We start from the raw sequence: 25,703 nt of genomic DNA on the forward strand, positions 1-25,703 counted from the left end.
TCAGCTTTTCTGTAGCGAGCACGCGACGACCCAAAGCGGGCCGGGAGGGCCGGACTACCTTCCCTCAACGCGACCCTGCGAAGCCGTGAGCGAGGAGGGAAGGTAGTCCGGCCCTCCCGGCCCAGCTCACGCTAGCGCCAAGCGCTAGTAGTTCACCACCTGCTCCTCAAAGTACGCCTTCGGGTGGTTACACACCGGGCACACCTCAGGCGCCTCGGCACCAACGTGCAGGTGCCCGCAGTTCAGGCACTTCCACACCTTCACGCCCTCGCGCTCAAACACCTCGCCCGACTCGATGCGCTCGACGAGTTTGTTGTAGCGCTCCTCGTGGGCCTTCTCGACGGCGGCGACACCACGGAACTTTGCGGCAATCTCGGCAAAGCCCTCCTCCTCGGCGGTCTTGGCAAACTCATCGTACATCGTGGTCCACTCGTAGTTCTCTCCTGCGGCGGCATCGCGCAGATTGTCCAGGGTATCGGGGACGACGCCGTCGTGCAGATACTTAAACCACAGCTTGGCGTGCTCGGACTCGTTGCCTGCGGTCTCGGCAAAGATATTCGAAATCTGAACGTAGCCGTCTTTCTTGGCCTTAGATGCGTAGTAGCGATACTTGGTGTGTGCCTGGGACTCACCGGCAAAAGCGGTCTCGAGGTTCTTCTTGGTTTGGGAATTCTCAAAATCCATAGGTGTACTTCCCTTCAACACGTGCCGCCCATAGGCTTTGAGCGACCTTGTCTTTAGGATGCCCTCAAGCCGCGAATTTAAACCTTACAATCCCGTTCTTCAGATTTGAGCGGGCTACACACTCAACCAACGATCGTCCTCGGCTCGGCAAAAGCCCTCGCGCTCCAGGTCAGCTAGAATGCCCGCGATCAAGTCGCACTCGACCGGCCCGCGACCGGCTGCCGCTTCCATCTCGTTAACGCCCACCACGGCATCAGCAAGCGTAATCCCCGCCGGCTGCCCATCGCGCGCTGCCAACAACATACGCACGATATGCGCGCGCTTTTGGCGGCGCGAGCCCTCAAACTTGGACTGACGACTATAGCCCGCCGACCGCCTGGACGGATTGGGCAGTGTCTTTTTAAGATACGCGCCGTAATCCAGCAATGCGTAATACCACGCGCGCGGCGTGTCGGCATCGTCTTGAGGCGCGGCAAAGGGCGTAATCTCGTCCGCCGCCGCACCGGGGACCGCCGGACAGGCAGCTTGGATCAGCGGCACCAGCTCGCGATCGGGAACGGCCGGCACATCGGGAAAGAAATGATGCAAAAAGACCGTGCGCACGTTGGTCTCCAGATACACGCCCGGAAGATCAAACGCAAACGACCGGATACCCTGCGCCGTTGCCGGGCCAATACCAGGCAGAGTGACCAAGTCACGCGTCTCACGCGGAAACTCCCCGCCCCAGTCCTCTACAACGCGCTGAGCGGCCCCGTGAAGCGCCAGAGCGCGTCGGTTGTAGCCCATCCCCTGCCAAGCGTCCAAAACATCCGAAGGCGCGGCCTGGGCAAGCGCCTGCACGGTCGGAAAACGATTGAGCCACACCGGCATGCGCGCCTCCACACGCGGCACCTGTGTTTGCTGCAACATGACCTCAGAAAGCCAAATGATGTACGGGTCGCGCGTTCGGCGCCACGGAAGGTCGCGATAACGCAAGACCCCTTCCGAACGAATCATCGAACGAAAGGGGTCCTGAATCATGGCTATGCTCCTTATGCGGCGCTATTCCTCCCGGTAAGCGCACGCGCAGGTGGCATACTCGGGAAACGCTTCGCGGTCGGCGAACTTGGGATCGACGGCTGGGAACTGGCGGCGAGCGACGATGTCGCCGAGCGAAACGGAATCGAGGTAGTCGCGCATCAACGCCTGGGCTCCGGCCCACAGGGGATGATAGCAGCACGCGCCCATGCGCGCACAGTCACCATCGGGCGCGGTGCAATCGTTCATAACCATAGGACCCTGAACGGCCTCGACGACCTGGCGGATAGTGACGTCGTCCGGACTGACCTTGAGACGCATGCCACCGTGGACGCCGCGCAGGCTCTCCACAATACCGGCCTGGACCAAACCGTGCTGAATCGAGCGGGCAAACGAATACGGGACATTGACCTCTTCGGCAGCGGTGCGAACAGAAAGCAAACGCTCCGGATCCTCAGCAAGCATCGCCAGCATACGAAGGGCGTAATCAGTCTTCCTCGATATGTCCATTTTTCCCCTTTCAAGGAATACGAACAGCTCGAACGAGCTCCGGGGCCGAGCTTGTGTCGAGACGCTAAATGACCGCCAGGACATCCAAATGGTAAATCGGATATCCACTGAGTGCCGCGCTTGGAGCGAAATGCATCAGGTGCGGCGCACAGTGCAATTTAGTATAACCTAACCCCCTGTCTCGTAGAACAGGTGTTGCGCAACAAAGCTGTTGTTCAGACAGATATACTTATTAGATTTTACTTGCGTTCCCGAAGGCGCGGGGATTCTGGGCGAAGATGCACCGGGGCGATCGTTCTATCGAAACAAAGTGCATCAAACGCAAAAAGCCACGTCCGAAGACGTGGCTTTAATTGCGTTGGCGGGAAGTACGGGGCTCGAACCCGCGACCTCCGACGTGACAGGCCGGCGCTCTAACCAAACTGAGCTAACTCCCCAGGCAGGCGTTCGCGTTTGTTTCCGCTCGCGTGCGCTGCGGGGATTAGTATACACAGAAGTCTGTCCGGCGCGCAACAACTTTTTTGAAAAAATTTTTCAGGGCCATCCGGGAGGGTCTCCGGGGCTGAGGGCGGGGGTTAAGTTTGCTGCTCTACAGTCCTGCGCAAGACGGAAAGCACATTAAGTGCTTTCCTTTGCGTGCGGAACTCGCGACAAACTTAACCCCCGCCCTCAGCCCCGGAGACCCTCCCTGCCGTCACATTATTTAACCAGTTTTGCGGGCGTGCGCCGCTGCGCGGCTAGCCCGCGTGCTCCTCGGCGGGGTTGGTCTGATGGATCTTGTTGAACTTCTTACTTTGGCTCAAAGAAAAACGGGAGATGCGTTGTGCATCCCCCGTTTTTGTTGCGGTTAGTCTAGGTCAATAAACTTAGTGCTTAGGATCTTGCCGTCTTTTACTAGCATTCTGGCCATGGTGGGGCCTCGGGTGCCTCTGGGGTAGCTGGCGCTGCCCGGGTTGAGGACTAAGCAACGGCCCACTTGGGCTTCTTTGGTTACGTGGGTGTGGCCGTTGATGGCTACGTCTACGGATCCCACCGGAAGGTCTTCGCGGTAGTGGGCTACGGCGAATTTGAGGCCTTCGTAGGTAAAGAGCGCAAGACGGTCTACATCGGGGCCGTAGTCGCGGTAGTAATCGTTGTTGCCCAGTACGGCCCGCACGGGGGCGATAGTGCATAGGTGCTCGTAGTCCATCTCCGACGTAAGGTCACCGGCATGGATAATCAGATCCGCGCCCTCAAGCTCATCCAAGAGCGCAGGCGATAAATAGCCGTGGGTGTCCGAGATGATGTCGATACGCTTGGCGCTTGCACTGTTCATGGGATCCCTTCCGCAAAAAAAACGATTCGGCAGATACATACAAAAAGGCCCCACGGCTCCGCAGACGATAGGTCTACAGGGCTGCGGGGCCAGTGTGCTAGAGACTCAGGGCCTTCTTAAGCGGCACGACGCGGCGGCGCGAAACCGGCACGCGTTCGTCGACGCCCGTAATGCCCAGCTGGATGGCGCCCGAGGGCACCGTCTCCACATCCGTGACGCACGCCAAGTTGACGATATAGCGGCGGTGAACACGGAAGAAGCCAAAGTCGCAGAGCTTGGCCTCAAACTGCGCCAGCGAGGTCGTCGACAAAAAGCGATCATCGACGGTATAGATGCAGGAGTAATCGTCCTTGGCCATGATAAAGCGAATGTCGTCCACGGGAATGAGCACCTTGCGGCCGCCCTTTTCCACCGGGATACGCTCGATGGTCACCTTGCTGTCCGTAACCGGCTTGGCGCGTTGCATGACCTTCTCGATCGCGCGATCCAAGCGAGCTTCCTCGACCGGCTTCATCAGATAATCGACGGCATCCACGTCGAATGCCTCGACCGCATGGTCACTATACGCAGTCACAAACACGATCGCCGGCGGATTTTTGAGCTTATGCAGCGCCTCGGCAAGTTGCAGGCCCGAGGCACCGGGCATCGAGATATCGAGAAACACGACATCTACGCGACTTTCCATAAGCATCTCGATGGCGGAGCGGACGCTCGACGCCTCAGTGATCGTGCCGATCTTGCCCGTTTGCTCGAGCAGGAAGCGAAGCTCCGAGCGAGCCGGCGCCTCATCATCCACAATCATCGCACGCAGCATAGGGATAAAACCTTTCGTCAACTAACTACGTCGGGCATCCGCCAACTAGCGTTAAACCCATAACTTATTATTTTACTCTTGAATGTCAAAGATGCTCTCTGACAAATCAAGATGAAGGAGCACTTTGGTGCCCTTGCCCGGCGCCGATTCGACACGCGTATAGGAGTGCGGCCCATAAAAGCGATGGATGCGCTCCGAAATATTGTGCATGGCCACACCGGCGCCGCCACCCTGGGGAGAGCTGGCGTCGGGACGGGCAGAACGCTCGTCAAACAGTCTGGCGGCGGTACCCTCATCCATGCCCACGCCATTATCGGCCACGGCAATCAAGATTGCATCCTCGCCGTCTTGGTGAACGGTCACGTCGATCCTCAGGGCGTCGTCATCGCCCATACCATGACGCACGGCGTTCTCGACAATCGGCTGGATCACGAACGCCGGCACCAGCGTATCTTCCACGTCCTCGGACACATCGAACGTCGCAAGCACGCGATCCTCGCCAAAGCGGGCCTTCTCAAAGGTAAGGTAGCGCTTGGTCTGTGCGACCTCGCGCGAGACCGGAATAAGCGATCCCGAGTTGTCGAGCGTGGCACGATAGAACGATGAGAACTCACGAAGCAGTTCGCGGGCCCGCAGCGGGTCGGTGCGCGTAAACGATGCAATGGTGTTCAGCGTGTTGAACAGGAAGTGCGGGTTAATCTGCGCCTGCAGCGCACGCACCTCGGCGCGCGCCGTGAGTTCCTTTTGCACCTCGAGCTCGTGGATGGCGAGCTGCGTGGACAAGATCTCGGCAAAGCCCGAGGCAAGCGCATACTGGGTACGGTCGACGGCGCGCGGGGTCTTGTAGTAGAACTTGAGCGTGCCGACGGTACGATCGCCCACCTTGATGGGGGCGATAATGCCGGCGGGGACTTGGTTGTGCGAGCCGTCCGAGCCCACGACATCCACCATACGGTTGAACGACTGCACGATGCCATGTTCGATAACGTAGCGTGTGGCAAGCGTGTGGATGGGAGTATCGGGCAGCAGTTTTTCCTCAAACTCGCCCGCGCAGGCAAGCACGTTGTCCTCGTCGGTGATGGCCACCGTCATGGCGCGCGTCTCGGGCAAAATGCGCCGGCACACCAAACGCGCCGACTCCTGCGTCAGACCGCCCTTAATGTCCTCGAGCATGGCCGAGGCCACCGAGAGCGTCTCCTCGGTGTACTGGGAGCGCACCGAATCGGGATTGAGCGTCAAAAAGATAAAGATGCACAGAAAGATGCACAGCAGCGCGCAGGCAATCACCGTGGCGATCGGCTCGATACCGGTCACCAAGGCAAAAATAAAGTACACCAGCACGCAAATGGCGCAGGCAACGGCAATGATGCGAAAGATTGATATTGAACTATCGCGCTGGGCGCGGCGGTCGATCATTCGGCCCCCTCCAGGATACTGATCAGTTGTGCGTCACGCCAAAGCCCGTCCATGATCTTGGGCCAAAAGCTCTGGAAACGCAGGTAGCTTGCAGCGTTTTGGCGCGCATAGGCCTTTGCCTCGCCGATACCATGGCGCCAAATGCGCAGGTAGCCCTCATGCTCGCGGGTAAACACGCTGCGGACCATAGCGGTCTTGCGCACGCGGTCGTCGAGCTCGCGCGAAATCCACGGGCCCGGGTAGGGCATGAGCGATGCCGCCGTAACGGGAATGAGCTCCTTTTGATGCGCGGCGAATGTCAACTTGGCCCGTTCGTAGTACCAACGGTATACATCCTGCATAAAGCGCGGTGAGCGCTTTTCGGACTCCGGAGGCAGATGGCGCACGGTCCACTCGTTATCGAACCACACGTCGTAGCCAAACATGCGCATGTTAAAGAGGTAATCCAAGTCCTCGCCGCGGGTGATAAACGGGTCAAAGGCCACACGCGTAAAGGCGCGGGCGTGCAGGGCCATCAGACCGCCGCACACGTAGTTGGAGCGCGAGATGCGGGTGCCCGAGAGCGCCTTTTTCATCCAACGGTTGAACTCGATGCGCTTGGTCCACCAACGATGGCAGATGCCCGCCTTGTCCGTGGGAGCCAGCGGCGAGCCGTCGCGATCGTAGAAATAGCCGCTCTTGACCAAGATCGGCAAGCCCTGACGCGTCTGCTGCCCCAACGCATAGGTCGCGCGCTTCATAAAGTCGGCGTCGATGACAGTCTCATCGTCATCCAAAAAGATAACCGCGTCATGCCCCAGCACAGCGGCGCAGGCTAGCCCCATATTGCGGATGGCACCGTAGCCTCGCAGGCTCACGCACTCGCCCGAACCCTTGGGCGCGATCTGAGCAACCCGGTCTGCGATGCGCGAGGCCTGGGTGTTGGTGACAACGGTGACCTTGAGCGTGGGATGCGCGTCGACAATCTCGTGCACGCGCAGCGACACATCGGCTGTGGCAGAAACGGGACAGACCACCAAAAGGATGATGCGCGGGATGTCACGTACCTGCTCAAGCGAGGCCAGGCAGCGGTCGAGTTCGGGATTGTCGGCGTTGAGTCGCGTCGAATGGTCATAGGTGCCAGGGGCGTTTGCGCAAGCGTCATCGCCCGCCCAATACGTTGGAATCACGACCGTGGCGTTCATGCCTTACCCTCCCTGCAACACAAAAACGGGGCGCCGCCAAACACAGGCGACGCCCCGCGACCTAGCTGATTCCATCATACCCACTTGGGCAAATCATTGCTCGCAAGTCGCAATGTTTATTGCGGATAACCCCAAAAGAGTACCGTGGACAGGCACAATAGCCGCTCGCTCCTATGCGGCATGCTCTGCCGCCCGAGTCGTGCGGGACAGGCGGACCAGCAGCATAAAGCCAACGATCAGCAGCACGCCAATGGAAAGGACGCCCAGCGACGGGTTGCCGGTCAGCGAGGTGACGACCGACACCAGGAAGGTGCCCATAACGCTTGCATAACGACCAAAGATGTCAAAGAAGCCGTAGTACTCGTTGGACTTTTCCTTGGGGATAATGCGGCCAAAGTAGCTACGGCTGAGCGCCTGCACGCCGCCCTGGAACAGGCCGACCATAATGGCAAGCACCCAAAACTCAAAGGCGGTCTTTAGGAAGAACGCGGCGAACAGCACAATGCCCATATAGGCGGCGACTGCCACCAAGATCATGTTGAGCGTGCCCACGCGGCCGGCGAGCTTGCCGTAGATGATGGCGGACGGAAAGGCCACGAACTGCGTAACGAGCAGCGCCAGGACCAACTGGGTCGAATCGATGCCCAAGGCCGATCCGTAGCTGGTTGCCATGGAAATGACCGTGTGCACACCGTCGATATAGAAGAAGAACGCGATCATGTAGACCAGCACGGTCTTGTTGTGGGCGATCTCGCGCATGGTGTGTCCGACCTCGGAGAACACACCGCCCACGATGTGGCCGATAGTGTCCTCGGGACCGCGCTCGCGACCGTACTTTTGCTTATAGGTGCGAATGAGCGGCATGGTAAAGATGAGCCACCAGGCACCAGTGATGATAAACGACAGACGCGTTGCCAGCATGGTAGGGACGCCAAGAGCGGGGCCACCCATGATGAGCGCCAGGCAGATGACGAACGGCACGGTGGAACCGATGTAGCCCCAGGCATAGCCCGAGCTGGACACGGCGTCCATGCGCTCGTCGGTGGTAATGTCGGGCAGCATGGCGTCGTAGAACGTCATAGAAGAGTTGAGGCCGATGGTGCACAGCACGTACACAGTCAAAAATGCCATGGCGGACATTGGGATAGCCTGCGCCAGACAAAGAACCAGGCCCGTGAGGAAGAAGCCCAAGAAGAACTTGATCTTGTTGCCGGCGTAATCGGCAAGCGCGCCCAGAATGGGCATGAGCATGGCAATGACCAGCGAGGCAATCGTCTGCGCGTTGCCCCAGGCGACCACCAGGTCTGCCGAGGAAGCACCGGTATTGATGGCGTTAAAGTAGATGGGCACCACCGAGGTATTGAGCAATACGAGGGCCGAGTTTCCCACATCGTACATGACCCAGTTACGCTCGAGCTTGGTGTATTTCATGGACAGGGACCCTTCGTATTCGCCCGATATGCAGTTAGTTCATCGTACCCCAATTGTCCAGAACCGCCGGTAAGGATTCGGCAAAGGGGCACGCACGGGCCCTATTCCTCGCGGTCGAACTCCTCATCGGCATTGAGCACGCGACCGCTGTAGTTGACGTGACTGGTCACGGCATCCATGTCACCGGTCTCGATAAAACGTGCGACCGTGCACTCGTAATCGACCAGCGCGCGCTCAAAGACCTCGGGGAAGCTCTCAGTCGAGACCTCATCGGTAAAGGGGTTCTTCCATGTCAGGTGGCCCAGGTTGCCGGTGCGCTCGGGCAGCTCCGTCGTCACGCGATGGGCAAGGCCGTCGAGCAGCGAGTAGTCGTGCACCAAGCCCTCAACCAGCGAGATCGCGCGCGTCTTTGCGGAGCCGGCCGGCTCAATCGCGCGGTAAAGTCGCTGCATATTGGCAACGGCAGCACCGTACTCCCCCGCTGGAATGTCAATGCCGTACACGCGTCCGGCAACATAGCTCATCAGCACGCCGGCCACGCGATTGATGCGATCGGTAGTGACAATCTCGCCCGCCGGCGGGTAATCGTCGACCGTAGCGCCATCGCGTTTAAGCTGCAGCATCAGTACATCCAGGTCGCTCTCGATCACGGCATGGACCTGACTGCTCGAATCCTCAAGCTCTGAATCGGACTCCACGATGCCAAACTGCTGCTCATAGACAAAGGGATGGGCGTTGCGGTCGAGCACGTAATGAGACAGCAGGCCCAGCGCAAAGGCGCGACCCAAGCTGGCGTCGCGCGGCAGCAGATGCGACACGCCGTCGCGCAGGCACGCGAACTGGCGAGACATACGCGACCGATGCATGACCTGCGCCAGCAGCGTGCAGTCGGAAACACGCGGTGTCAGAATGTGAAAGAAAAACGGGTCGGGGCCTTGGTTGCCCAAGATAAAGGCAATGCGCTCTTCATCGGACGTGATGACGCCCTGTGGAAGACGGTCGATGCTTTCCTCGCCAAACAGATGATGGGTGATAAGCGCGGGCATAATGATCCTTTCGATTTCATTCGATGCCACCCATTATGCCCACCGCGCGCCCATGCCAAACCTGCGATGGTAAACGACGGCACGCAAGCCTTTTACGCAAGCCCCAGGTGCGACTTGACCTCGGCGGCACGACGACGGGACACCGGTACCGTCGAGCTCACGCGGTCGAGCCTGAGCTCCATCAACCCCGTGGAGCCAATCTCAACATTGTGCACGTCTTCCAAATTGACCAGATAGCTGCGATGAACGCGAATAAAGCCCTCGGAGCCCAAGCGACGCTCGAGCGAAGAGATCGACTCATTGATCAGGTACGTTCCCTCGGCGCAGATGGCGTTGCAAAAATCGGCGCGCGCCTCAAAGTAGCAGACGTCTGCGGCGGGAATGAACACCTTTTTGCCCCTGCGGTCCACCGTCAGACGTAAAGGCTGGCGCGGAGCGTGGATAACACGACGGGCACCCAAGGCTGCCTCGATCTTGTCGAGTGCCTTTGACAGGCGTGCGTCCTCGACCGGCTTGACGACATAGTCGACCGCATCAAGGTTATACGCATCGGCGGCAAACTCGGCAAACGCCGTCACAAACACAACCACCGGCGGCGTCTTTAGGTTCTGCAGCGTCTCGGCAAGCTCAATTCCCGAGCGGCCGGGCATCGTGATGTCCAAAAACAACACGTTGGGCTTGTTCGAGAGAATCGACTCCACGGCCTCGGTGACATTGCCCGCCTCGGCAATCTGGCCCACACGCGTATCCTTTTCCAACAGATAGCGTAGCTCAGCCCTAATGGGAGGCTCGTCATCAACCACCAAGATGTTCCAGCCTTCGGACATATGTGCTTCCCCTCTTTTTCTCTCAATCCAACCGCGTGCTACGCCGTCAACGGCGCCGGCTCATGCGGCTCGCCGTTCAGCTCGACGATGACCTGCGTTCCCACGCCCTCTTGGGACTTCACGCGCATGCCGGAATCTTCTCCGTAAAAGAAATGGATGCGCTGAAGCACGTTGAAGAGCGCCAGGCCGCAACCTCGCTTGACGGAGCCGTCGGCGGTAATGCTCTCGGGCTCCTCTCGGCGATGTTGCTCAAACAGATGCGCGCAGACCTCTTCGCTCATACCGATGCCATCGTCCTCGACGATGATCTCCAAACCGTCATCGGTCTCGAAAGCCCTAACATGAATAGAAAGCGGCTCGGTCTCGCGCTGCGCGTGCTTGATGCAGTTTTCGAGCAACGGTTGCAAGATGAACGGCGGCACCATGCAATCGCGCACCTCAAAGTCGATATCGACCGAGACGCGCAGACGGCCGTCGCCATAACGAGCCTGCATAAGATTGATATAACGAGTGCCCTGTTCCACCTCGTGCTCGAGCGTTGTGAGGGTATCGGAATCGGAAAGCGTCTGACGGTAGTAATTGGAAAAGTCGATCAGCAGCGACCTGGCCTTGTCCGGCTCGGTACGTACGAGCGACACGATAGTGCTGATGGCGTTAAACAGAAAATGAGGATCGACCTGCGATTGCAAGGCGCGCAGCTCCACGCGGGCCGTAAGCTCGTCCTGGCGCTCGAGCTCAAAGCTCGCAAGCTGCGTGGAAATGAGGTCGGCAAAGCCCGAGGCAAGCGCCGTCTGGCGCATATCGATGCTACTCAGACGGGGATAATACAGCTCGAGCGTGCCCACGCAATGCCCGCGCACGGTAAGCGGTGCGACAATACCGGCGCGCAGGCGCGGAAAGTAGCAACCCGTCTCGGTCGAGGCATCGCGCGAGAACACGCTTTGCTCACCGCTGTTGATCACGTTGAGCGTAGTCCGCAGTACCACCGGGGTGCCCGCGGGGCATTTTGCCGAGTCCTCGCCCCAGCTTGCCAACACCTGCTTGCCGTCGGTAAAGCAGATGGCAGAGGCGATAGTTTCGGACAGGATGATCTTAGAGGCGCCCAGGGCAGCTTCGGGCGTAAGGCCGCGCGACGTGTAGGCGAATATTTTTGAAGCGATGGCGAGCGTGCGGTCGGTTGCGCTCGATGTAAGGTCGTCGGGAACGACAAAGACGTACGAGAAGAAGAAGCACAGCATGACCAAGCCGGCAATGACGACAACGGCCGGAACGGGATTGGGATTATCGGTTAGATCCCAGATGAGCAGTAGGATAAGCAACGGAACGACAATACCGAGCAAGATGGCTTGAACCACATGCTGAGCGGTACGAAAGACCTTGGTAGAGTTGTAGCTCTTGCCCAGAATCAGCCTATTGAGATCCACCGTCATCTCCTTCTTACTGACGCACCCCATAGCAATAAAGAGGGCCGCAAGCGACCCTCTCCATTGCATTATGCAATCAAATACTGTGTTTTACATCCAGCCATCGATGAACGGTAGCTTAGGCGCTGTACTTGTTTGCCTCGCCGAAGGTGCCGGCCTCGACAATCCAGCCGTCCTTCATGATGACGTCCATGTTGTCGGTGTTGAGCACGTGGATGTCGGCGGCGACGTCACCGTTGACGACCAGCAGGTCGGCGCACTTGCCGGCCTCGATGGAACCGGTCTCGTCCTCGATGTGGCACATCTTGGCACCGTTGAGGGTGGCACAGGTGATGGTCTCGACCGGGGTGAAGCCGATCTTGTCGACGAACTCGTACATCTCCTCGATGGAGCAGGTGCCGTACGGGGTGACGAAGGAGAAGGAGTCGGAGCCGATCGTCATGACGACGCCGCGCTTCTTGGCCTCGCGCAGGCAGTCGTAGTTGCGCTGCAGCTCCTTCTCGACCAGGGTGCCCTCGTACTTGTCGTGCAGCTCGGGAACGTAGACGGGCGGATAGGTGGCGTACCAGGTGGGCAGGAAGGCGATCGTCGGGGTGAAGAAGGTGCCCTGCTCAGCCATGAGGTCCATGGTGCGCTCATCGATATCGAAGCCGTGAATCAGCTGCTCGCAGCCAAAGCGAACGGAATCGTAGGCAGCGGCGTGGTTGTTGTAGCAGTGGCTCCACACGGGGATGCCGACCATCTTGGCCTCTTCGACCACGGCCTGAATCTCCTCGGAGCAGTAGTGCTGGTCGCGGCCGGAGTCCCAGCGCCAGATGCCGCCACCGGTAGCCCAGATCTTGATGGCATCGGGGTTCTCGCGCAGGCGACGGCGGACGGCCTTGCGCAGATCCCAAGGACCGTCGACCTGATCGCCCCAGGGGTGCGATTCCTTGTTGAGCTCCTGGCTGCAGTGGTGGGAGTCGCCGTGGCCGGCAACGCGGCAGAAGCCAAGGCCGGTGGCCAGAACGCGCGGGCCCTTGAAGACGCCCTTGTCGATGCAGTCACGGATCTGGATACCAAAGCGGCCGATCTCGCAGACGGTGGTGAGGCCGTGGGTGAGGCAGTCGTAGGCCTGCTTGACGGCGACGGCCTGCTTCTCGAGGAGCGGCTGCATGACCCAATCGGTGTCATCGTCGGTCAGGTTGCCCGAGAAGTGCAGGTGGGTGTCGATCAGGCCGGGAAGGACGGTCTTGCCGGCGGCGTCGATGACCTCAACGCCCTCGGGAAGGTCCTGCATAGCGCCGGCGTACTCGATCTTGCCGTTGTCGTCGACGAGGACGAGGGAGTTCTCGACCGGCTCGGCACCGGTACCGTCGATGAGCTTGCCGCCAACGATTGCATACTTAGTGGACATGGTTCCTCCTTATGGATCCATATAGTGGGCGAGGCCGCGTTGGGTTAAGGCCTCACAAAGCTACCCAAGTGGTGCCGGGTTCGGTGCGCGGAAGAGAGGGTCCCGCGCACCTGATCCGCCCCGGCTCGGCGTTACTTTTTGCGGGAATTGGTGAAGGCCATGAGAGCCAGGCCGACGGCCAGCCAGCCGATCACGATGCTCCACTCCACCATGTTGAGGGAGGCGGGAGAGAACGGAATCACGAGCAGGCCGATGATGATGGCGCAGGCAGCGATAGCGAGGCCGATGCCAAACTTGCCGCCGGGCACCTCGTAGGGACGAGGCAGGTCGGGCTCGGTAAAGCGCATGCGCAGGCAGGCGAGGGCGACCATACCGCAGGAGAAGATGAAGGCGAGAGCCGACACGTTGGTCAGAGGGATGAGCATGTTCTTGCCCAAGAACGGACCGATGACGGTGATGACGCCCAGAACGACGCAGGCGAGCTTGGGAGCGCCAGACTTGGGGTCGACCTCGGCGAACTTCTCGGGCAGTTGGCCCTTGCGGCCCATGGCGAGCATGATGCGGCTCGTGGCGCCGTAGAAGGAGTTCATCGGGCCCATGGGTCCAAGCGTGGCGATGACGAGCATGGCCAGGTACAGGAGCATGTTGATACCCTTGAGACAGGCAAGCGCGGGAACCGGGCTCTTAACAAACTCATGCCAGTCGAGGATGGTGCCGAACGAGTAGATGCAGACCATGTAGAAGCCGCCGGCGGCCAGCAGGGCCAGGGAGATGATCTTGCCGAACTTGTTCCAGTTGAGGCCCTCGGCTGCTTCCTCAGCCTGCTGAGGAATGGTGTCGAAACCGGCATAGAAGAACGGGGTCAGAACCAGGACCGACACGATGCCGGCGAACAGGCTGGCGCCCTCGGTAGCGGCCTTGCCGCCGCCAGCGCCGGTGACCTGGGAGAACACGGGCATGGCGTTGTCCGGCGAGCCGGTGAACAGCGAGACGCCCATGGCGAGCAGCATGCCGCAGAGCAGGGCCTTGGTCAGGAAGGCCTGGAGCTTGGCGGCCGAGCTGGCACCGCGGAAGTTAAGGAAGATGACGTAGACTGCAAAGCCGAGCGCGATCAGCGTCGGGAACAGGTAAACGTCGGCGCCCAGGATGGTGTAGAGCTTGACGGCGCGCAGCCACTCAAGACCGGGCAGGCTGCCGAACATCTCGGACACGAGGGTCGAAATGGCGATGGCCTCCCACGGGCACAGGATACCGTTGCCCAGAGCCAAAAGCCATCCGGTGATGTAGCTCAGCGTACGGCCAAAGCTACGATCGACATACTCGACGATGCCGCCCGAGATGGGGATAGCAGCCGTGAGCTCACCGAAAACAGCTCCGACGGGCACGAGGAAGATTGCACCCAAGAGGAATGCGATCATAGCGGGAACGGGACCGCCGCCCACGACCATCCAGTCGCCGACCTGCAGAACCCAACCGGTACCGATAATGGCACCGAAACCGATGGTGAAGAAGTTCCAGAGCGAAAGCGTTTTCTTCATGCCGCCGTTATCCTCGACTGCAACTTCTGCGTTCTTGTCCGCCATTGTTCCCCTCCTTTCCTTTTTGACGCCCCTTGACGTCACCCCTTGCGCGGTCTGTTTTGCCGCGCTCTTTTATTTCGTGGCTTTAAGATACGGCCTTGGCGCAGCAGCTCCGCTTGTAGCTCGACCGAAGGCAGAACTGCAAAACGAGCGGCACCGTTTTTGGGACGAACGGCGGGAGACGTCATTCGTCTTGGACGCTTTCATCTTGTCTGCTTTTGAATACCTGTTGCCGTGGCGCTTGGCGCGCGGCGCGGCAACGTTCATACCATTTGTCAGGCTTTTGGCGCACATGCCCATGTGTCGTGCATCTTTTTATGTAGGATAGACAAGTTACACATGAGGCAAGGTGATTCGAATGGCATACGGATACAATGACGGCGACCAACGGCCACAAAGCGTGCGCCTTGCCGGCCGCACCACGCCAACGCCCAGAAGCACCTCCGACAACGACAACCCGCAGCGCCCCCAAGAGCAGCCCGGGGCTTCTTCGCGGCAGCAAAGCCGTACCGTGCAGCAGTCAGACCGCGTCAGTACGAGCACACGCCAACGTCAGACCGACACATCGCAGCCACGCCGCTACGATCGCCGTAAGACCGACTACTACGTCAAGCGCTCCTTTTCGCGACCTCAACGCGATCTCGGCAATTCCGCCCCTCACCCCGCGTCGCACACCACAAGCCACGCGCTTCCGGCCCGCCGCCTACGCCTTGCGCTTTGCTCCATCGCCGCCTGCCTCGTCTTTGTGTTTTTGGGATCCTGTATCTCCCACGGATCAGCCGGTCTTGAGCCCACTGCCGAGGACAAGCTGCTTAAAGCTCCCGTCGCACCCGGTTACTCCTTTGCGTTCTCGACCCCACGCTCGCAATGGCAGGCCGGCACCATGCCCCACATCTACCAAATTGACCCCGCATGGTCGGAGCTGCCCTATGCCGGTGGCACTATTCGCGAAAACGCTTGCGGTCCTACCTGCCTCACCATGGTCTATATCTTTAAGACCGGCCATACCGATAAGACGCCGGTCGATATATGCGCGCTGGCCGAAGCCGGCAACTACGCCCCCACTGGTGCCACCGAGTGGTCGTTTATGACAGGCGGTGCGTGGCAGCTGGGGCTCAACGGAACACAGCTCTATAACGATCGCGAATCGATTACCCAAGCACTTCGCTCGGGTGCGCCCATCATCGCCGCAGTGCGCCCCGGCACCTTTACCAACGTGGGTCACTACATCGTGCTCTACGGTATCGATGATGCCAACCAGATTGGCGTCTACGACCCTAACTCGGCCAGCCGCAGCGCCCGCCGCTGGGGCGTCGTAGAGGTCCTCAACGAAGTCGAAGCCATGTGGGCCTACTACTAGTCATTGGGCACTCATTGGGGACAGACTTAAATGAGTACCTGGGAAACTGTGCCCCGCTTTGGACACTCATTGTGGGATGCGCTTTCCGCAGTTGATCGGTGCCACGCATTTAAGTCTGTCCCCAATGACCAGCCCTAGGCTGCCGGCAGGAAAGGAACGTCCCTAAGTGCCGGGTTGAAACAAAAGCCCCGCAGTCGGAGCGGACTGCGGGGCTCATGAAGAGAGGCTAGTTTGTGGGCGCTTTGCCTGGCGCCCACGAGAGAGGCAACAGAGTAGAGACTACTCGTGGATGCGGGTACCGGAGAGGCCAGCCATGGTCTCGGCGGCCTTGTCCAGAGCGCCGATGATGCAGGTGCGGCCCTTGCGGGAACGGGCGAACTTGATGGCAGCGCGAACCTTGGGCTCCATGGAACCCTTGCCGAACTGACCCTCGTCTGCCAGGCGCTCGGCCTCGTCGGCGGTGAGGTCCTCGAGCTCCTCCTGGTTGGGCTTGCCAAAGTTGATGGCAACATGCTCAACGGCGGTCAGCAGGAACAGAACGTCAGCATCGCAGTCCTCGGCCAGCAGCTCGCCGCCCAGGTCCTTGTCGATGACGGCGGGAACGCCCTTGTAGCAGCCCTTGTTCTCGTAGTCGCGGACGACGGGAATGCCGCCGCCACCGCAGGCGATGACGATGAACTCGTTGTCGAGCAGGTTGAGGATGGAGTCAGCCTCGACGATCTTCTTGGGATCGGGGGAAGCGACGACGCGACGCCAGCCGCGGCCGGAATCCTCGACGAAGACCTTGGAGGGATCCTCGGCCATGAACTCCTTGGCCTGCTCCTCGGTGTAGAAGGGGCCGATCGGCTTGGTCGGGTTCTTGAACGCGGGATCATCCGGGTCGCACTCGATCTGGGTGACGACGGTGGCGGCGTGCCAACGCTTATAGCGCTTGTGCATCTCGCGGCCGATGCCCTGCTGCAGGTGATAACCAATGTAGCCCTGGGACATGGCGCCGCACTCGGGCAGCGGCATCTCGGGGGTACCGATGGCATCGTGGGCAGCGGCGAAGGCGTTCTGGATCATGCCGACCTGCGGGCCGTTGCCGTGGGTGATGATGATCTCGTTGCCCTGCTCGATGAGGCCGAGGAGGGCATGGGCGGTGTTGCTCACGGCCTCGATCTGCTCGACGGGGTTGTTGCCGAGGGCGTTGCCGCCAAGGGCGACGACAATACGATCGGGCTTGCCAAGAGGCTTAGACATTGCTGGAATCCTTTCTGTAAAAGGCCTACAACCCATTAATAACCCGCGTCCGTGCGATACGCGAGTTTATTAAGGTTTATATTCTCTTTATCGCTCATTTTATTCATTTTGAAAATAGCGGAACGGTGAACGGTCGTTTTTATCCGCTCAGCGTACAGAACCCCAGCTCAAGCATATCTACGCCATTTACGTGCAACTTTATTTTAATAGAGCAGGGATTAGACCAGATTATGCAAACTATATCTTTGCTAAACACAAAACAGACAGCGCAATATCTTACTCGCACTATACGAGATTCTATGCACATATAAGTCGAGTATGCACCCCTGCAAAAACAAGGGGCTTTTCATCCAACAAAAGGAATAAAGAAGAGCTCCGAAAAAGCGGCAACGGCCAAGTCCCCCATCCATCCCCAAAGTGGCGCGAGGTTTCGCGGCAAAGCCGCGAAACAGCGAAGGGGACGGAATACCCGACCAACTACGTCCTTCATCCGCCCACACAATCCAAGGACGTAGTCGTAGCAGGATCTGAGGGCTAACCTTCGCGGACATTCCGCAGGACGAAAGAACCCCCGCCGCACGTAGTGCGCAGCGGGGGTTCTTTCATGTCCGAGGACGTCCGCGAAGGTTAGCCCTCAGATCCTGCGGCGGGAGACCTAGGCCTCGTTGTACACCGTCTTGAGCTTCAGCAGGTGCTGATAGCGATCCATAGCGGCCTGCTCGTTCTCCTTGAAGAGCTCCTCGGCGCGCTCGGGGAAGGAACGCGTCAGCGAAGCGTAACGGGCCTCGTTCATCAGGAACTCCTGATAACCGCCCGCGGGCTCCTTGGAATCGAGCGAGAACTTCTTGCCGGCAGCAGCCTCGGGGTTGAAGCGGAAGAGGTTCCAGTAACCGCACTCGACAGCCTTCTTCATCTCGGCCTGGCAGTTCTGCATGCCACCCTTCTTGATGGAGTGCATCTCGCAGGGGCTGTAGCCGATGATGAGGGACGGGCCGTCGTAGGCCTCGGCCTCGTGAATGGCCTTGAGGGTCTGAGCCGGGTTGGCGCCCATGGCGACCTGCGCCACGTAAACGTAGCCGTAGCTCATGGCGATCTCGGCCAGGGACTTCTTCTTGGTCACCTTACCGGCAGCGGCGAACTGAGCGACCTGGCCCAGGTTCGAGGCCTTGGAGGCCTGACCGCCGGTGTTGGAGTAGACCTCGGTGTCGAAGACGAAGACGTTGACGTTGTGGCCGGAAGCCAGGACGTGGTCCAGGCCACCGAAGCCGATGTCGTAGGCCCAACCGTCGCCGCCGAAGATCCAGAAGGACTTCTTGGTGAGGTAAGCCTTGTCGGCGAGGATTGCCTTGGAAGCGTCGCAGCCGCACTTCTCGAGCTCGGCAACGTAGGCAGCAGCAGCGGTCTTGGAAGCCTCGGCGTCGTTGACGGAGTCGATCCAAGCCTGGCCGGCAGCCTTGAGCTCATCGGACGGACCATCGGCAGCGATGATGTCCTGGGTAGCAGCGATCAGCTTGTGCTGGACGGCCTCGTAACCGACGGCCATGCCCAGACCGTGCTCGGCATTGTCCTCGAACAGGGAGTTGTTCCACGCCGGGCCGTGACCGTCCTTGTCCTTGCAGTAAGGAGCGGTGGCAGCGGGGTTGCCCCAAATGGAGGAGCAGCCGGTGGCGTTGGAAATGAACATGCGGTCGCCGGCGACCTGGGTCACCAGACGTGCATAGGCGGTCTCGGCGCAGCCGGCGCAGGAGCCGGAGAACTCCAGGTAGGGCTGCTTAAACTGGCTGCCCTTGACGTTGGCCGCGATGAGCTCCTTCTTCTCGGAGACGTTCTCGACCATGTAGTCCCAAACGGGCTGCTGGTCCATCTCCTGCTCGGTGGGAACCATCTCGAGGGCGCCCTTGGGGCAGACCTTGACGCAGTTGGTGCAACCCATGCAGTCGAGCGGGGACACAGCCATGGTGAACTTCATGCCCTTGGCCTTGGGGCCCATGGCGTCGAGCGTGCGGGTAGCCTCGGGCGCGGCGGCAGCCTCGTCCTCGGTCATCGCGAACGGACGGATGGTGGCATGCGGGCACACGTAGGCGCACTGGTTGCACTGGATGCACTTGGTCTCATCCCAGTGGGGAACGACCACGGCGACGCCGCGCTTCTCGTATGCGGAGGCGCCCAGCTCAAACTGGCCGTCGGCGCAATCGACGAAGGCGGAAACAGGCAGGCTGTCGCCGTCCATGCGATCGATGGGCTCGAGCAGGTTCTTGACCTGCTGGGCGATGGCGGACTTGGTCTCCTCGGAGAGCTCGACGGGAGCGGCATCCTCGGCGGTAGCCCAGTCGGCCGGAACCTCGAACTTACGGAAGGCGGTAGCGCCGGCATCGATGGCCTTGTGGTTGGCGTCGACGATGGCCTGGCCCTTCTTCATGTAGGACTTGGTAGCCGCGTCCTTCATGTACTGCAGGGCGTCCTCGGCGGGCAGGACCTTGGCCAGCGCGAAGAAGGCGGACTGGAGCACCGTGTTGGTGCGCTTGCCCATGCCAACCTTGGCAGCTAGGTCGATGGCGTCGATCAGGTAGACGTTGACGTTGTTGTTCGCGATGTAGCGCTTGGCCACGGCGGGCATGTGCTCGGCGAACTCCTCGTCGCTCCACTGGCAGTTGACCAGGAAGGTGCCGCCCGGCTTGACGTCGCGAACCATCTTGAAGCCCTTAACGATGTAGCTGGGGTTATGGCAGGCGACAAAGTCGGCCTTGGTCACGTAGTACGGCGAACGGATCGGAGAATCACCAAAGCGCAGGTGCGATACGGTGACGCCGCCGGTCTTCTTGGAGTCGTACTGGAAGTAGGCCTGGACGTACTTGTCGGTGTGGTCGCCGATGATCTTAATCGAGTTCTTGTTGGCGCCGACGGTACCGTCGCCACCCAGACCCCAGAACTTGCACTCGATGGTGCCGGGGGCTGCGGTGTTGGGCGTATCCTCGGCCTCGGGCAGGCTCAGGTTGGTCACGTCATCGACAATGCCGATGGTGAACTCGCGCTTGGGCTCGTCCTTCTTGAGCTCCTCGAAGACAGCGAACGCGGACGCGGGAGGCGTGTCCTTGCTGCCCAGGCCATAACGGCCGCCGACGACCTTGATGCCCGTCTTGCCGGCCTCGTAGAGAGCGGAGACGACGTCCTGGTAGAGCGGCTCGCCGATGGAACCCGGCTCCTTGGTACGGTCCATGACGGCGATCTTCTGGACGGTCTCGGGGAGAACGTCGACGAAGTGCTTGATGGAGAACGGACGGAACAGACGGACCTTGACCAGGCCGACCTTCTCGCCGTGGGCGTTGAGGTAGTCGATGACTTCCTCGAGCACGTCGCAGAAGGAGCCCATGCACACGACGACGCGGTCGGCATCGGGAGCGCCGTAGTAGTTGAACAGGCCGTAATCGGTGCCGAGCTTCTCGTTGATCTTCTTCATGTAGCCCTCGACGACGGCGGGAAGCTCGTCGTAGACCTTGTTGCAGGCCTCACGGTTCTGGAAGAAGATATCGCCGTTCTCGTGGCTGCCGCGGGTGTGCGGGTGCTCAGGGTTGAGCGCGTGGTCGCGGAAAGCCTGGACGGCGTCCATGTCGCACATCTCGGCCAGATCCTTGTAGTCCCACATGGCGACCTTCTGGATCTCGTGGCTGGTGCGGAAGCCGTCGAAGAAGTTAAGGAACGGGGTCTTACCCTCGATGGCGGCAAGGTGAGCCACCGGCGAGAGGTCCATGACCTCCTGGACGTTGCCCTCGGCGAGCATGGCGAAACCGGTCTGGCGGCAGGCCATGACGTCGGAGTGATCGCCAAAGATGTTCAGGGCGTGGGAAGCGACGCAACGCGCGGAGACGTGGAAGACGCCCGGGAGCTGCTCGCCCGCGATCTTGTACATGTTCGGGATCATCAGGAGCAGACCCTGAGAAGCCGTGTAGGTGGTGGTCAGAGCACCGGCGCCCAGCGAACCGTGAACGGTACCGGCTGCACCTGCCTCGGACTCCATCTCGACGACCTTGACCGGGGTGCCGAAGATATTCTTGCGACCCTGGGCCGCCCACTGGTCGACATGGTCGGCCATCGGGCTGGACGGCGTAATGGGATAGATTCCCGCTACCTCGGTGTACGCATACGAAACATATGCGGCCGCCTCGTTGCCGTCCATAGACTTAAACTTACGCGCCATATACCCCTCTCCTCTCATATAGGTATACAGGCCCCGGCGATCGCCGGGATGTTGGCGTGATGGGATTTTCGCTGTTGCTTCCAATCATCTGGCAGGCAGGCTCAGCAGCAGGTACATGGCGTGGAGAGAAGGCATGCCGAGGCGAGGAGGGCTGCACGCGCTCCACAAGCCCAGCTACCCGTCTTGCACATGACCGAGCGCCGCAAAGGCCGCATGCCGGATGCTCCCGGGCACGCCCCGGCGATGGGAAGCGCCCGCAACGGAAATCCGCATGCGGGTTTATTGTACCCCGCCGTCAAGTGTAATTTCGGCAAATATAGGTGGCCGGTAAAGGTTTACCTCGGGTGACTATTGTGCGCCCGGCACCGACGGGCACAGTCCCCTGGAACCCCACAGCAGTTGCGGTGAAATAGGGACTGTTTTTGCTGTTAACGGCCTTAATCAGTCCCTATTTCACCGCAACTCATTGGGGGGATGAGCTAGAGGGCGCCGAGGAGGATGGCATAGGTGGTGGATTCGCCGAGTTTGAGCTCGTCGCCGGGGCTGAGCCGGGCGGAGCGGCCGGGCTCTACTTGAATACACACGCTCGTGGCCCCGTTTACCACCACGGTGCCGTTCGTGGACGACAGGTCCTCGACAAACCATGTGCCAGAATCGTCGCACCAGATATGGGCATGGCGGGCCGAGACGTCGTCACCGACGTCGGTGATGTCGCCCTCCCCCGTTGCCAGGGCGCCGATCTCGACACCTTCCTCACTCGGCTGAATCCAGCGCGGGGCGCTCACCACGTAGCCGTTTTGCACGCGCAGCAGTCCCAGCGGATGCGCCGGCGCGACCTCGTGCTCGCCCGCGACCGAAGATGTGCTCAGCGAGCGCGGCGTCGACGTGGCGCCGCCACAGGTCGCATGAGCGTAGTCGATGGCATAGGTCACCGACGAACGTACATCTGCCGAGCAACCCACGGCGACAAACAGCACCAGGATGGCCTCGGCGCGCTCGGCGGGCATGAGTTCAGCCGCCTGCGACAGGCGCTCGAGCGCATTGCGATAGAGATTCGTGTCCTGGTGGCATTCCTCGAGTGCCCGCACCATGGGCTCGCCAGCGGGGCCGCACACCATATTGGTCACGGCCGCGGCGTCCATGGGGTTGCGACGGCGCAGGGCCAGCTGCGACATAATGCGCGCGGCCGAGGTGCCGCAATCGGCAAAATAACGTTCCTGCAGCGTGCCGACCGGTGCGCGCACGATAAAGCGCGAAACCCAGGAGCGATCGGCGGCACGACTCTGCGGACTACGGCCGTCGGCGAGCGGGCGGCTCGAGAGCACCAGGCCGCACAGTTCGATATGGCTCAGGTGCGCTGCGCGCTTAAAGATGTCAAACATTGCCCCGCACGGGGTGAGCTCAGCTTGAGAAGCCATGGCTTAGCCCTCCTTGGTCGCAGAGATAGTGTCGGATACTTCGGCCGGCCCGCCAAAGGCGCGGGCAGCCGCGGCTCCGCCGGCAAGCGGCGTCGCCATGGAAATTTTCGCACGTCGTGCTGACACGACGGGAAGCTCAAAGGCAAACCCCATCGCCAGCAAAAACCACGTGAGCGCATAGGTTGCAATTATGGCGGCCACCAGGCCACCCGCCACGGCATGCTGGGAAAACACGGCGCATGCGAGTGCGGCCAGCGCCGGAACCTCGCAGGCGGAAAGGGCCAACACACCCTGCAGGAATCCCACACGACGGTCGCGCGCCAAGGCCCCGGCAGCGATGCCCACCATGCCCGGCAGCGCCAACGCCAGTGCGGCGATAATGGCCGGCAGCTTCCCGGACCACATAAGCGGTCCCACGACGAGCGTCACATGGGCGCCCGACGCCAACAGCGCCGCTGATACCACGACCACAGTCCAAAGCACGCCGCTTGCCGCCGTCGCACCAACCATCGCCGCACGCCGGGCTGTGTGCCCCGATGCCTCCATCGGGCACGGCATGAGCGGCTCGGCGCGAAGCGAGCGGGCGACATTTTGCGCATAGTGGTCGCAAAATGCCGAGAGCGCCGCCTCCACCGCAGCCGGCTCGGGACGATCTTCCTGATGGCAGGACAGGCAGGCCATCACCACATCGAACAGCTGAGCGTCGACAAACGCCAGCGCATCGCGCAGATCCTCGGAATTTGGATCGAGCCCCAGCTGCTGAGCCTGTTCGGCCGCGGCAAGTGCCACATCGGGCTCGCGTCGCAGCAGTTGCGTCAAGTCGCAGCCGGGCGCGTGGGCGCCGACGGGATAGTCGGGCAGCGTATCCATCTTGAGGCGATAAGGGCTGGCGATATCGCGCGTCTTTTTGCGCGAGCCCGAAGTACCCGATGCACCCGGCGCTACTTCGTACGGCGCGACACCGGCAATGAACTCGTAGACCGTGCTCGCTGCAGCATATACATCGATTGCCGGCGACATGCGGAGCGTGCGTAAGTCGGGAATGTCATCGGTGAGCATCTCGGGCGGGGCGTAGGCAACCGTCGCACGGCGCAGCGTGGCATAGCGCTCCGTAAACGACGCCTTGCCGCCGGTACCGGCCACCGCAGAGGCGGGCTCGAGCGCCAGCGACGAGCCAAAATCGATCAAGCACAGGTCGAAGGTGCCCTCGGCAAGCTGTCGATCGAGCGGCAGACGCGCCGTGCGCACCATGATATTAGCGGGCGAGATATCGCGGTGGACAAAACCCTCGCCCACCAAGCTCATGCGGCAGAGCAGATCGAACAGGTCGCGACCCAGGCGCGCCGCCACGAGCGGTGACAGGCGGCCGTCGTCGTCCACGGCAAGGTGCGAGCGCAGGCGAGCGAGCGTCTCGCCCTCGACCCACTCCATGACAATCGCGGGCACGCCGTCAACCTCGCCCCACCCGTATAAGCGGGGAAAGCCCTTAAGGCCCGAAAGGGCACGATGGCATTCATATTCCTCGCGAAACGCCGCCTTGAACTTGGTGACCAGCGCCTCGTGGGCGACATCGTCATCAAATTCGTCGCGCGTTGGCAAGATGAGCTGCTTGAGCGCCACGGCCTCGCCCTGCGCGTTGACGGCACGCGTCACACGGCCGATACCGCCGCGGCGCATGGTGGCGTCATCGGCAAACAGCATCGTAAAACGGCGCAGGTAGGCGGGAAGCTCGTCCGTGCCCAGGGCGACGGCCGGCTCAAACCCGTCGACGCGCGCCAGGCGCAGGCCCACCATGGGATCACGGTTGAGCGACTGGGCTGCCGCAGAAGCGAGATCGTTCGTCATAGGGCGATCGCCGCCAGATTGGTGTTGAAGTTGTTGAGCGCGACGTCGTCGTTGCCGTAGTGCCCAACCCATTGGCACAGGTTGGTATAGCAGCCCCACAGATTGGCATACTGCCGATACCACTTAGATTTGGTCGAGAACCTTTGTCGACCGAACTCGGCACGGATAACAAACATGTCATTCGCCAGGGTGTCGCACGGTCCGGTATCGCCCGTGGCGTTATAGGTCGAAACCACGCTATTGGCGCGGGCGACATAGCCATCGAGCATATTGCACTTGGTCACGAGCCAGCTGTGGATACTCTCTTCCTCGGCAACCGAGAGACCACCCGAACCCGTCTCGCCGCCGGTGCCGCCGTCCGTCGAGCCACCACTAGATCCACCGCCAGAGGCGGAGCCCGAACCGGAACCGCCGTCCGAGCCCGCCGAACCGCTGCCAGAACCGGACCCGTCCGAGCCGCCGGGCTTGCCCGTCTGCTGCGAATCCTGCTCCTTCTGCTGTTCCGCCTTGTTAACGACAGAAGCCACGCTGTTATTGGAAAGCTTCGTAATGACCTTGGCGTTGGTGAGCACGATGGTCTTGCCGTTTGCCAGCGTGATCTCGTTGGATGCCTGCTCGCTCTCGTCCGCGGGATCGACGCCAAACACGGTGCGCCCGACCACACTCGCCCACGCATATCCGGTTGTCGTTCCCAAGTCGCTTTTGGCCTTGCGCCCAATATGCAGCTCGCGCGCAGCATGCGCCTGCACCATGGACGGCACCGTCATGCCATAAGCCGAAACACCGGCTATGACCAGCACGAGCGAGCAAGACAGCAGCACATACGCCCAAGGCGCCAGGCCCAGCCGGCGTCGCATGCGCACCGCGGCGCCATGCTTTGTCTGAGTACCCCCGGGCCGCATGCGTTCTCCTCCAACAAAAACACGCCGCTTAAAAGCGGCGCATTCTTTCATATTCACATTTGAGTGTATCAGCGAACCCAAAAGGTTGCGCAACGAA

At 60.7% G+C, this 25,703-nt stretch carries 19 protein-coding genes and 1 tRNA gene; 1 reads left to right on the top strand and 19 read right to left on the bottom strand.

The annotated features are described in order from the left end of the window. Positions 1–144: 144 nt before the first annotated feature. From rbr to LK493_RS04835, 14 genes are all read right to left on the bottom strand, one after another. Positions 145–684 carry a rubrerythrin gene (gene rbr, locus LK493_RS04770; protein WP_117746791.1) on the bottom strand — a complete coding sequence of 180 codons (540 nt, stop codon included), beginning with the start codon at positions 682–684 and terminating at the stop codon, positions 145–147. Positions 685–798: 114 nt separating this feature from the next. Next, entirely contained in the window at positions 799–1,704 is a 906-nt protein-coding gene (locus tag LK493_RS04775; protein WP_227790307.1) for an HhH-GPD family protein, read from the bottom strand. A gap of 21 nt (positions 1,705–1,725) precedes the next feature. Next, positions 1,726–2,211, bottom strand: coding sequence for an RrF2 family transcriptional regulator (locus LK493_RS04780; protein WP_227790308.1), 486 nt, complete (start codon positions 2,209–2,211; stop codon positions 1,726–1,728). A gap of 359 nt (positions 2,212–2,570) precedes the next feature. Continuing rightward, positions 2,571–2,648 (bottom strand) — tRNA-Asp (locus LK493_RS04785). 410 nt (positions 2,649–3,058) lie between these two features. Next, positions 3,059–3,526, bottom strand: a complete 468-nt coding sequence (locus tag LK493_RS04790; RefSeq protein ID WP_117584170.1) for a YfcE family phosphodiesterase — start codon at positions 3,524–3,526, stop codon at positions 3,059–3,061. A gap of 97 nt (positions 3,527–3,623) precedes the next feature. After that, positions 3,624–4,340: a LytR/AlgR family response regulator transcription factor gene (locus LK493_RS04795; RefSeq protein ID WP_006235156.1), complete on the bottom strand. Its 717-nt coding sequence runs from the start codon at positions 4,338–4,340 to the stop codon at positions 3,624–3,626. Positions 4,341–4,412: 72 nt separating this feature from the next. After that, the gene (locus tag LK493_RS04800; protein WP_006235157.1) at positions 4,413–5,756 is read right to left on the bottom strand and encodes a histidine kinase; all 1,344 of its coding nucleotides are present in this window, start codon (positions 5,754–5,756) and stop codon (positions 4,413–4,415) included. Further along, positions 5,753–6,940, bottom strand: a complete 1,188-nt coding sequence (locus LK493_RS04805) for a glycosyltransferase (protein ID WP_117803913.1) — start codon at positions 6,938–6,940, stop codon at positions 5,753–5,755. The genes LK493_RS04800 and LK493_RS04805 overlap by 4 nt, the downstream gene beginning before the upstream one ends. Positions 6,941–7,111: 171 nt before the next feature. After that, positions 7,112–8,371 carry an MFS transporter gene (locus LK493_RS04810; RefSeq protein ID WP_227790309.1) on the bottom strand — a complete coding sequence of 420 codons (1,260 nt, stop codon included), beginning with the start codon at positions 8,369–8,371 and terminating at the stop codon, positions 7,112–7,114. A gap of 101 nt (positions 8,372–8,472) precedes the next feature. Then, the gene (locus LK493_RS04815) at positions 8,473–9,417 is read right to left on the bottom strand and encodes a zinc dependent phospholipase C family protein (protein ID WP_227790310.1); all 945 of its coding nucleotides are present in this window, start codon (positions 9,415–9,417) and stop codon (positions 8,473–8,475) included. 92 nt (positions 9,418–9,509) lie between these two features. Further along, on the bottom strand, positions 9,510–10,244 hold the full coding sequence (locus LK493_RS04820; protein WP_227790311.1) for a LytR/AlgR family response regulator transcription factor: 735 nt from the start codon (positions 10,242–10,244) through the stop codon (positions 9,510–9,512). 38 nt (positions 10,245–10,282) lie between these two features. Then, positions 10,283–11,674, bottom strand: coding sequence for a sensor histidine kinase (locus LK493_RS04825; protein ID WP_227790312.1), 1,392 nt, complete (start codon positions 11,672–11,674; stop codon positions 10,283–10,285). A 112-nt stretch (positions 11,675–11,786) separates the two neighbouring features. Then, the gene (locus LK493_RS04830) at positions 11,787–13,064 is read right to left on the bottom strand and encodes a metal-dependent hydrolase family protein (RefSeq protein ID WP_117633809.1); all 1,278 of its coding nucleotides are present in this window, start codon (positions 13,062–13,064) and stop codon (positions 11,787–11,789) included. A gap of 131 nt (positions 13,065–13,195) precedes the next feature. Continuing rightward, positions 13,196–14,647 (bottom strand): APC family permease, encoded by a 1,452-nt coding sequence (locus LK493_RS04835; RefSeq protein ID WP_227790313.1) that lies wholly within the window; start codon positions 14,645–14,647, stop codon positions 13,196–13,198. A 355-nt stretch (positions 14,648–15,002) separates the two neighbouring features. Between LK493_RS04835 and LK493_RS04840 the strand changes: the two genes are divergently transcribed. Then, positions 15,003–16,004, top strand: coding sequence for a C39 family peptidase (locus tag LK493_RS04840; protein ID WP_227790314.1), 1,002 nt, complete (start codon positions 15,003–15,005; stop codon positions 16,002–16,004). Positions 16,005–16,283: 279 nt separating this feature from the next. Here the strand turns inward: LK493_RS04840 and arcC are convergent, their stop codons facing one another. From arcC to LK493_RS04865, 5 genes are all read right to left on the bottom strand, one after another. After that, positions 16,284–17,246, bottom strand: coding sequence for a carbamate kinase (arcC, locus tag LK493_RS04845; protein WP_006235166.1), 963 nt, complete (start codon positions 17,244–17,246; stop codon positions 16,284–16,286). Positions 17,247–17,901: 655 nt separating this feature from the next. Then, positions 17,902–21,441 (bottom strand): pyruvate:ferredoxin (flavodoxin) oxidoreductase, encoded by a 3,540-nt coding sequence (nifJ, locus tag LK493_RS04850; protein ID WP_148345449.1) that lies wholly within the window; start codon positions 21,439–21,441, stop codon positions 17,902–17,904. 479 nt (positions 21,442–21,920) lie between these two features. Further along, positions 21,921–22,859 (bottom strand): FHA domain-containing protein, encoded by a 939-nt coding sequence (locus LK493_RS04855; protein ID WP_227790315.1) that lies wholly within the window; start codon positions 22,857–22,859, stop codon positions 21,921–21,923. A 3-nt stretch (positions 22,860–22,862) separates the two neighbouring features. Further along, complete coding sequence (locus LK493_RS04860; RefSeq protein ID WP_227790316.1) at positions 22,863–24,704, bottom strand: serine/threonine protein kinase; 1,842 nt, start codon at positions 24,702–24,704, stop codon at positions 22,863–22,865. Beyond that, positions 24,701–25,606, bottom strand: a complete 906-nt coding sequence (locus LK493_RS04865; protein ID WP_227790317.1) for a hypothetical protein — start codon at positions 25,604–25,606, stop codon at positions 24,701–24,703. Before LK493_RS04865 ends, LK493_RS04860 begins: the two co-directional genes overlap by 4 nt. Between the last annotated feature and the right edge of the window lie 97 nt (positions 25,607–25,703).

The sequence above is a fragment of the Collinsella aerofaciens genome, assembly GCF_020709435.1.
In the GTDB taxonomy this organism is placed as follows: domain Bacteria; phylum Actinomycetota; class Coriobacteriia; order Coriobacteriales; family Coriobacteriaceae; genus Collinsella; species Collinsella aerofaciens_AU.

Coding starts and splice junctions, on each gene's coding strand:
- LK493_RS04815 (WP_227790310.1), bottom strand. CDS start 9,417: ATGCCCGCGCTTATCACCCATCATCTGTTTGGCGAGGAAAGCATCGAC.
- LK493_RS04805 (WP_117803913.1), bottom strand. CDS start 6,940: ATGAACGCCACGGTCGTGATTCCAACGTATTGGGCGGGCGATGACGCT.
- LK493_RS04775 (WP_227790307.1), bottom strand. CDS start 1,704: ATGATTCAGGACCCCTTTCGTTCGATGATTCGTTCGGAAGGGGTCTTG.
- LK493_RS04830 (WP_117633809.1), bottom strand. CDS start 13,064: ATGTCCACTAAGTATGCAATCGTTGGCGGCAAGCTCATCGACGGTACC.
- nifJ (WP_148345449.1), bottom strand. CDS start 21,441: ATGGCGCGTAAGTTTAAGTCTATGGACGGCAACGAGGCGGCCGCATAT.
- LK493_RS04855 (WP_227790315.1), bottom strand. CDS start 22,859: ATGGCTTCTCAAGCTGAGCTCACCCCGTGCGGGGCAATGTTTGACATC.
- LK493_RS04840 (WP_227790314.1), top strand. CDS start 15,003: ATGGCATACGGATACAATGACGGCGACCAACGGCCACAAAGCGTGCGC.
- LK493_RS04790 (WP_117584170.1), bottom strand. CDS start 3,526: ATGAACAGTGCAAGCGCCAAGCGTATCGACATCATCTCGGACACCCAC.
- LK493_RS04865 (WP_227790317.1), bottom strand. CDS start 25,606: ATGCGGCCCGGGGGTACTCAGACAAAGCATGGCGCCGCGGTGCGCATG.
- LK493_RS04810 (WP_227790309.1), bottom strand. CDS start 8,371: ATGAAATACACCAAGCTCGAGCGTAACTGGGTCATGTACGATGTGGGA.
- LK493_RS04835 (WP_227790313.1), bottom strand. CDS start 14,647: ATGGCGGACAAGAACGCAGAAGTTGCAGTCGAGGATAACGGCGGCATG.
- rbr (WP_117746791.1), bottom strand. CDS start 684: ATGGATTTTGAGAATTCCCAAACCAAGAAGAACCTCGAGACCGCTTTT.
- LK493_RS04820 (WP_227790311.1), bottom strand. CDS start 10,244: ATGTCCGAAGGCTGGAACATCTTGGTGGTTGATGACGAGCCTCCCATT.
- LK493_RS04825 (WP_227790312.1), bottom strand. CDS start 11,674: ATGACGGTGGATCTCAATAGGCTGATTCTGGGCAAGAGCTACAACTCT.
- LK493_RS04780 (WP_227790308.1), bottom strand. CDS start 2,211: ATGGACATATCGAGGAAGACTGATTACGCCCTTCGTATGCTGGCGATG.
- LK493_RS04795 (WP_006235156.1), bottom strand. CDS start 4,340: ATGCTGCGTGCGATGATTGTGGATGATGAGGCGCCGGCTCGCTCGGAG.
- LK493_RS04860 (WP_227790316.1), bottom strand. CDS start 24,704: ATGACGAACGATCTCGCTTCTGCGGCAGCCCAGTCGCTCAACCGTGAT.
- LK493_RS04800 (WP_006235157.1), bottom strand. CDS start 5,756: ATGATCGACCGCCGCGCCCAGCGCGATAGTTCAATATCAATCTTTCGC.
- arcC (WP_006235166.1), bottom strand. CDS start 17,246: ATGTCTAAGCCTCTTGGCAAGCCCGATCGTATTGTCGTCGCCCTTGGC.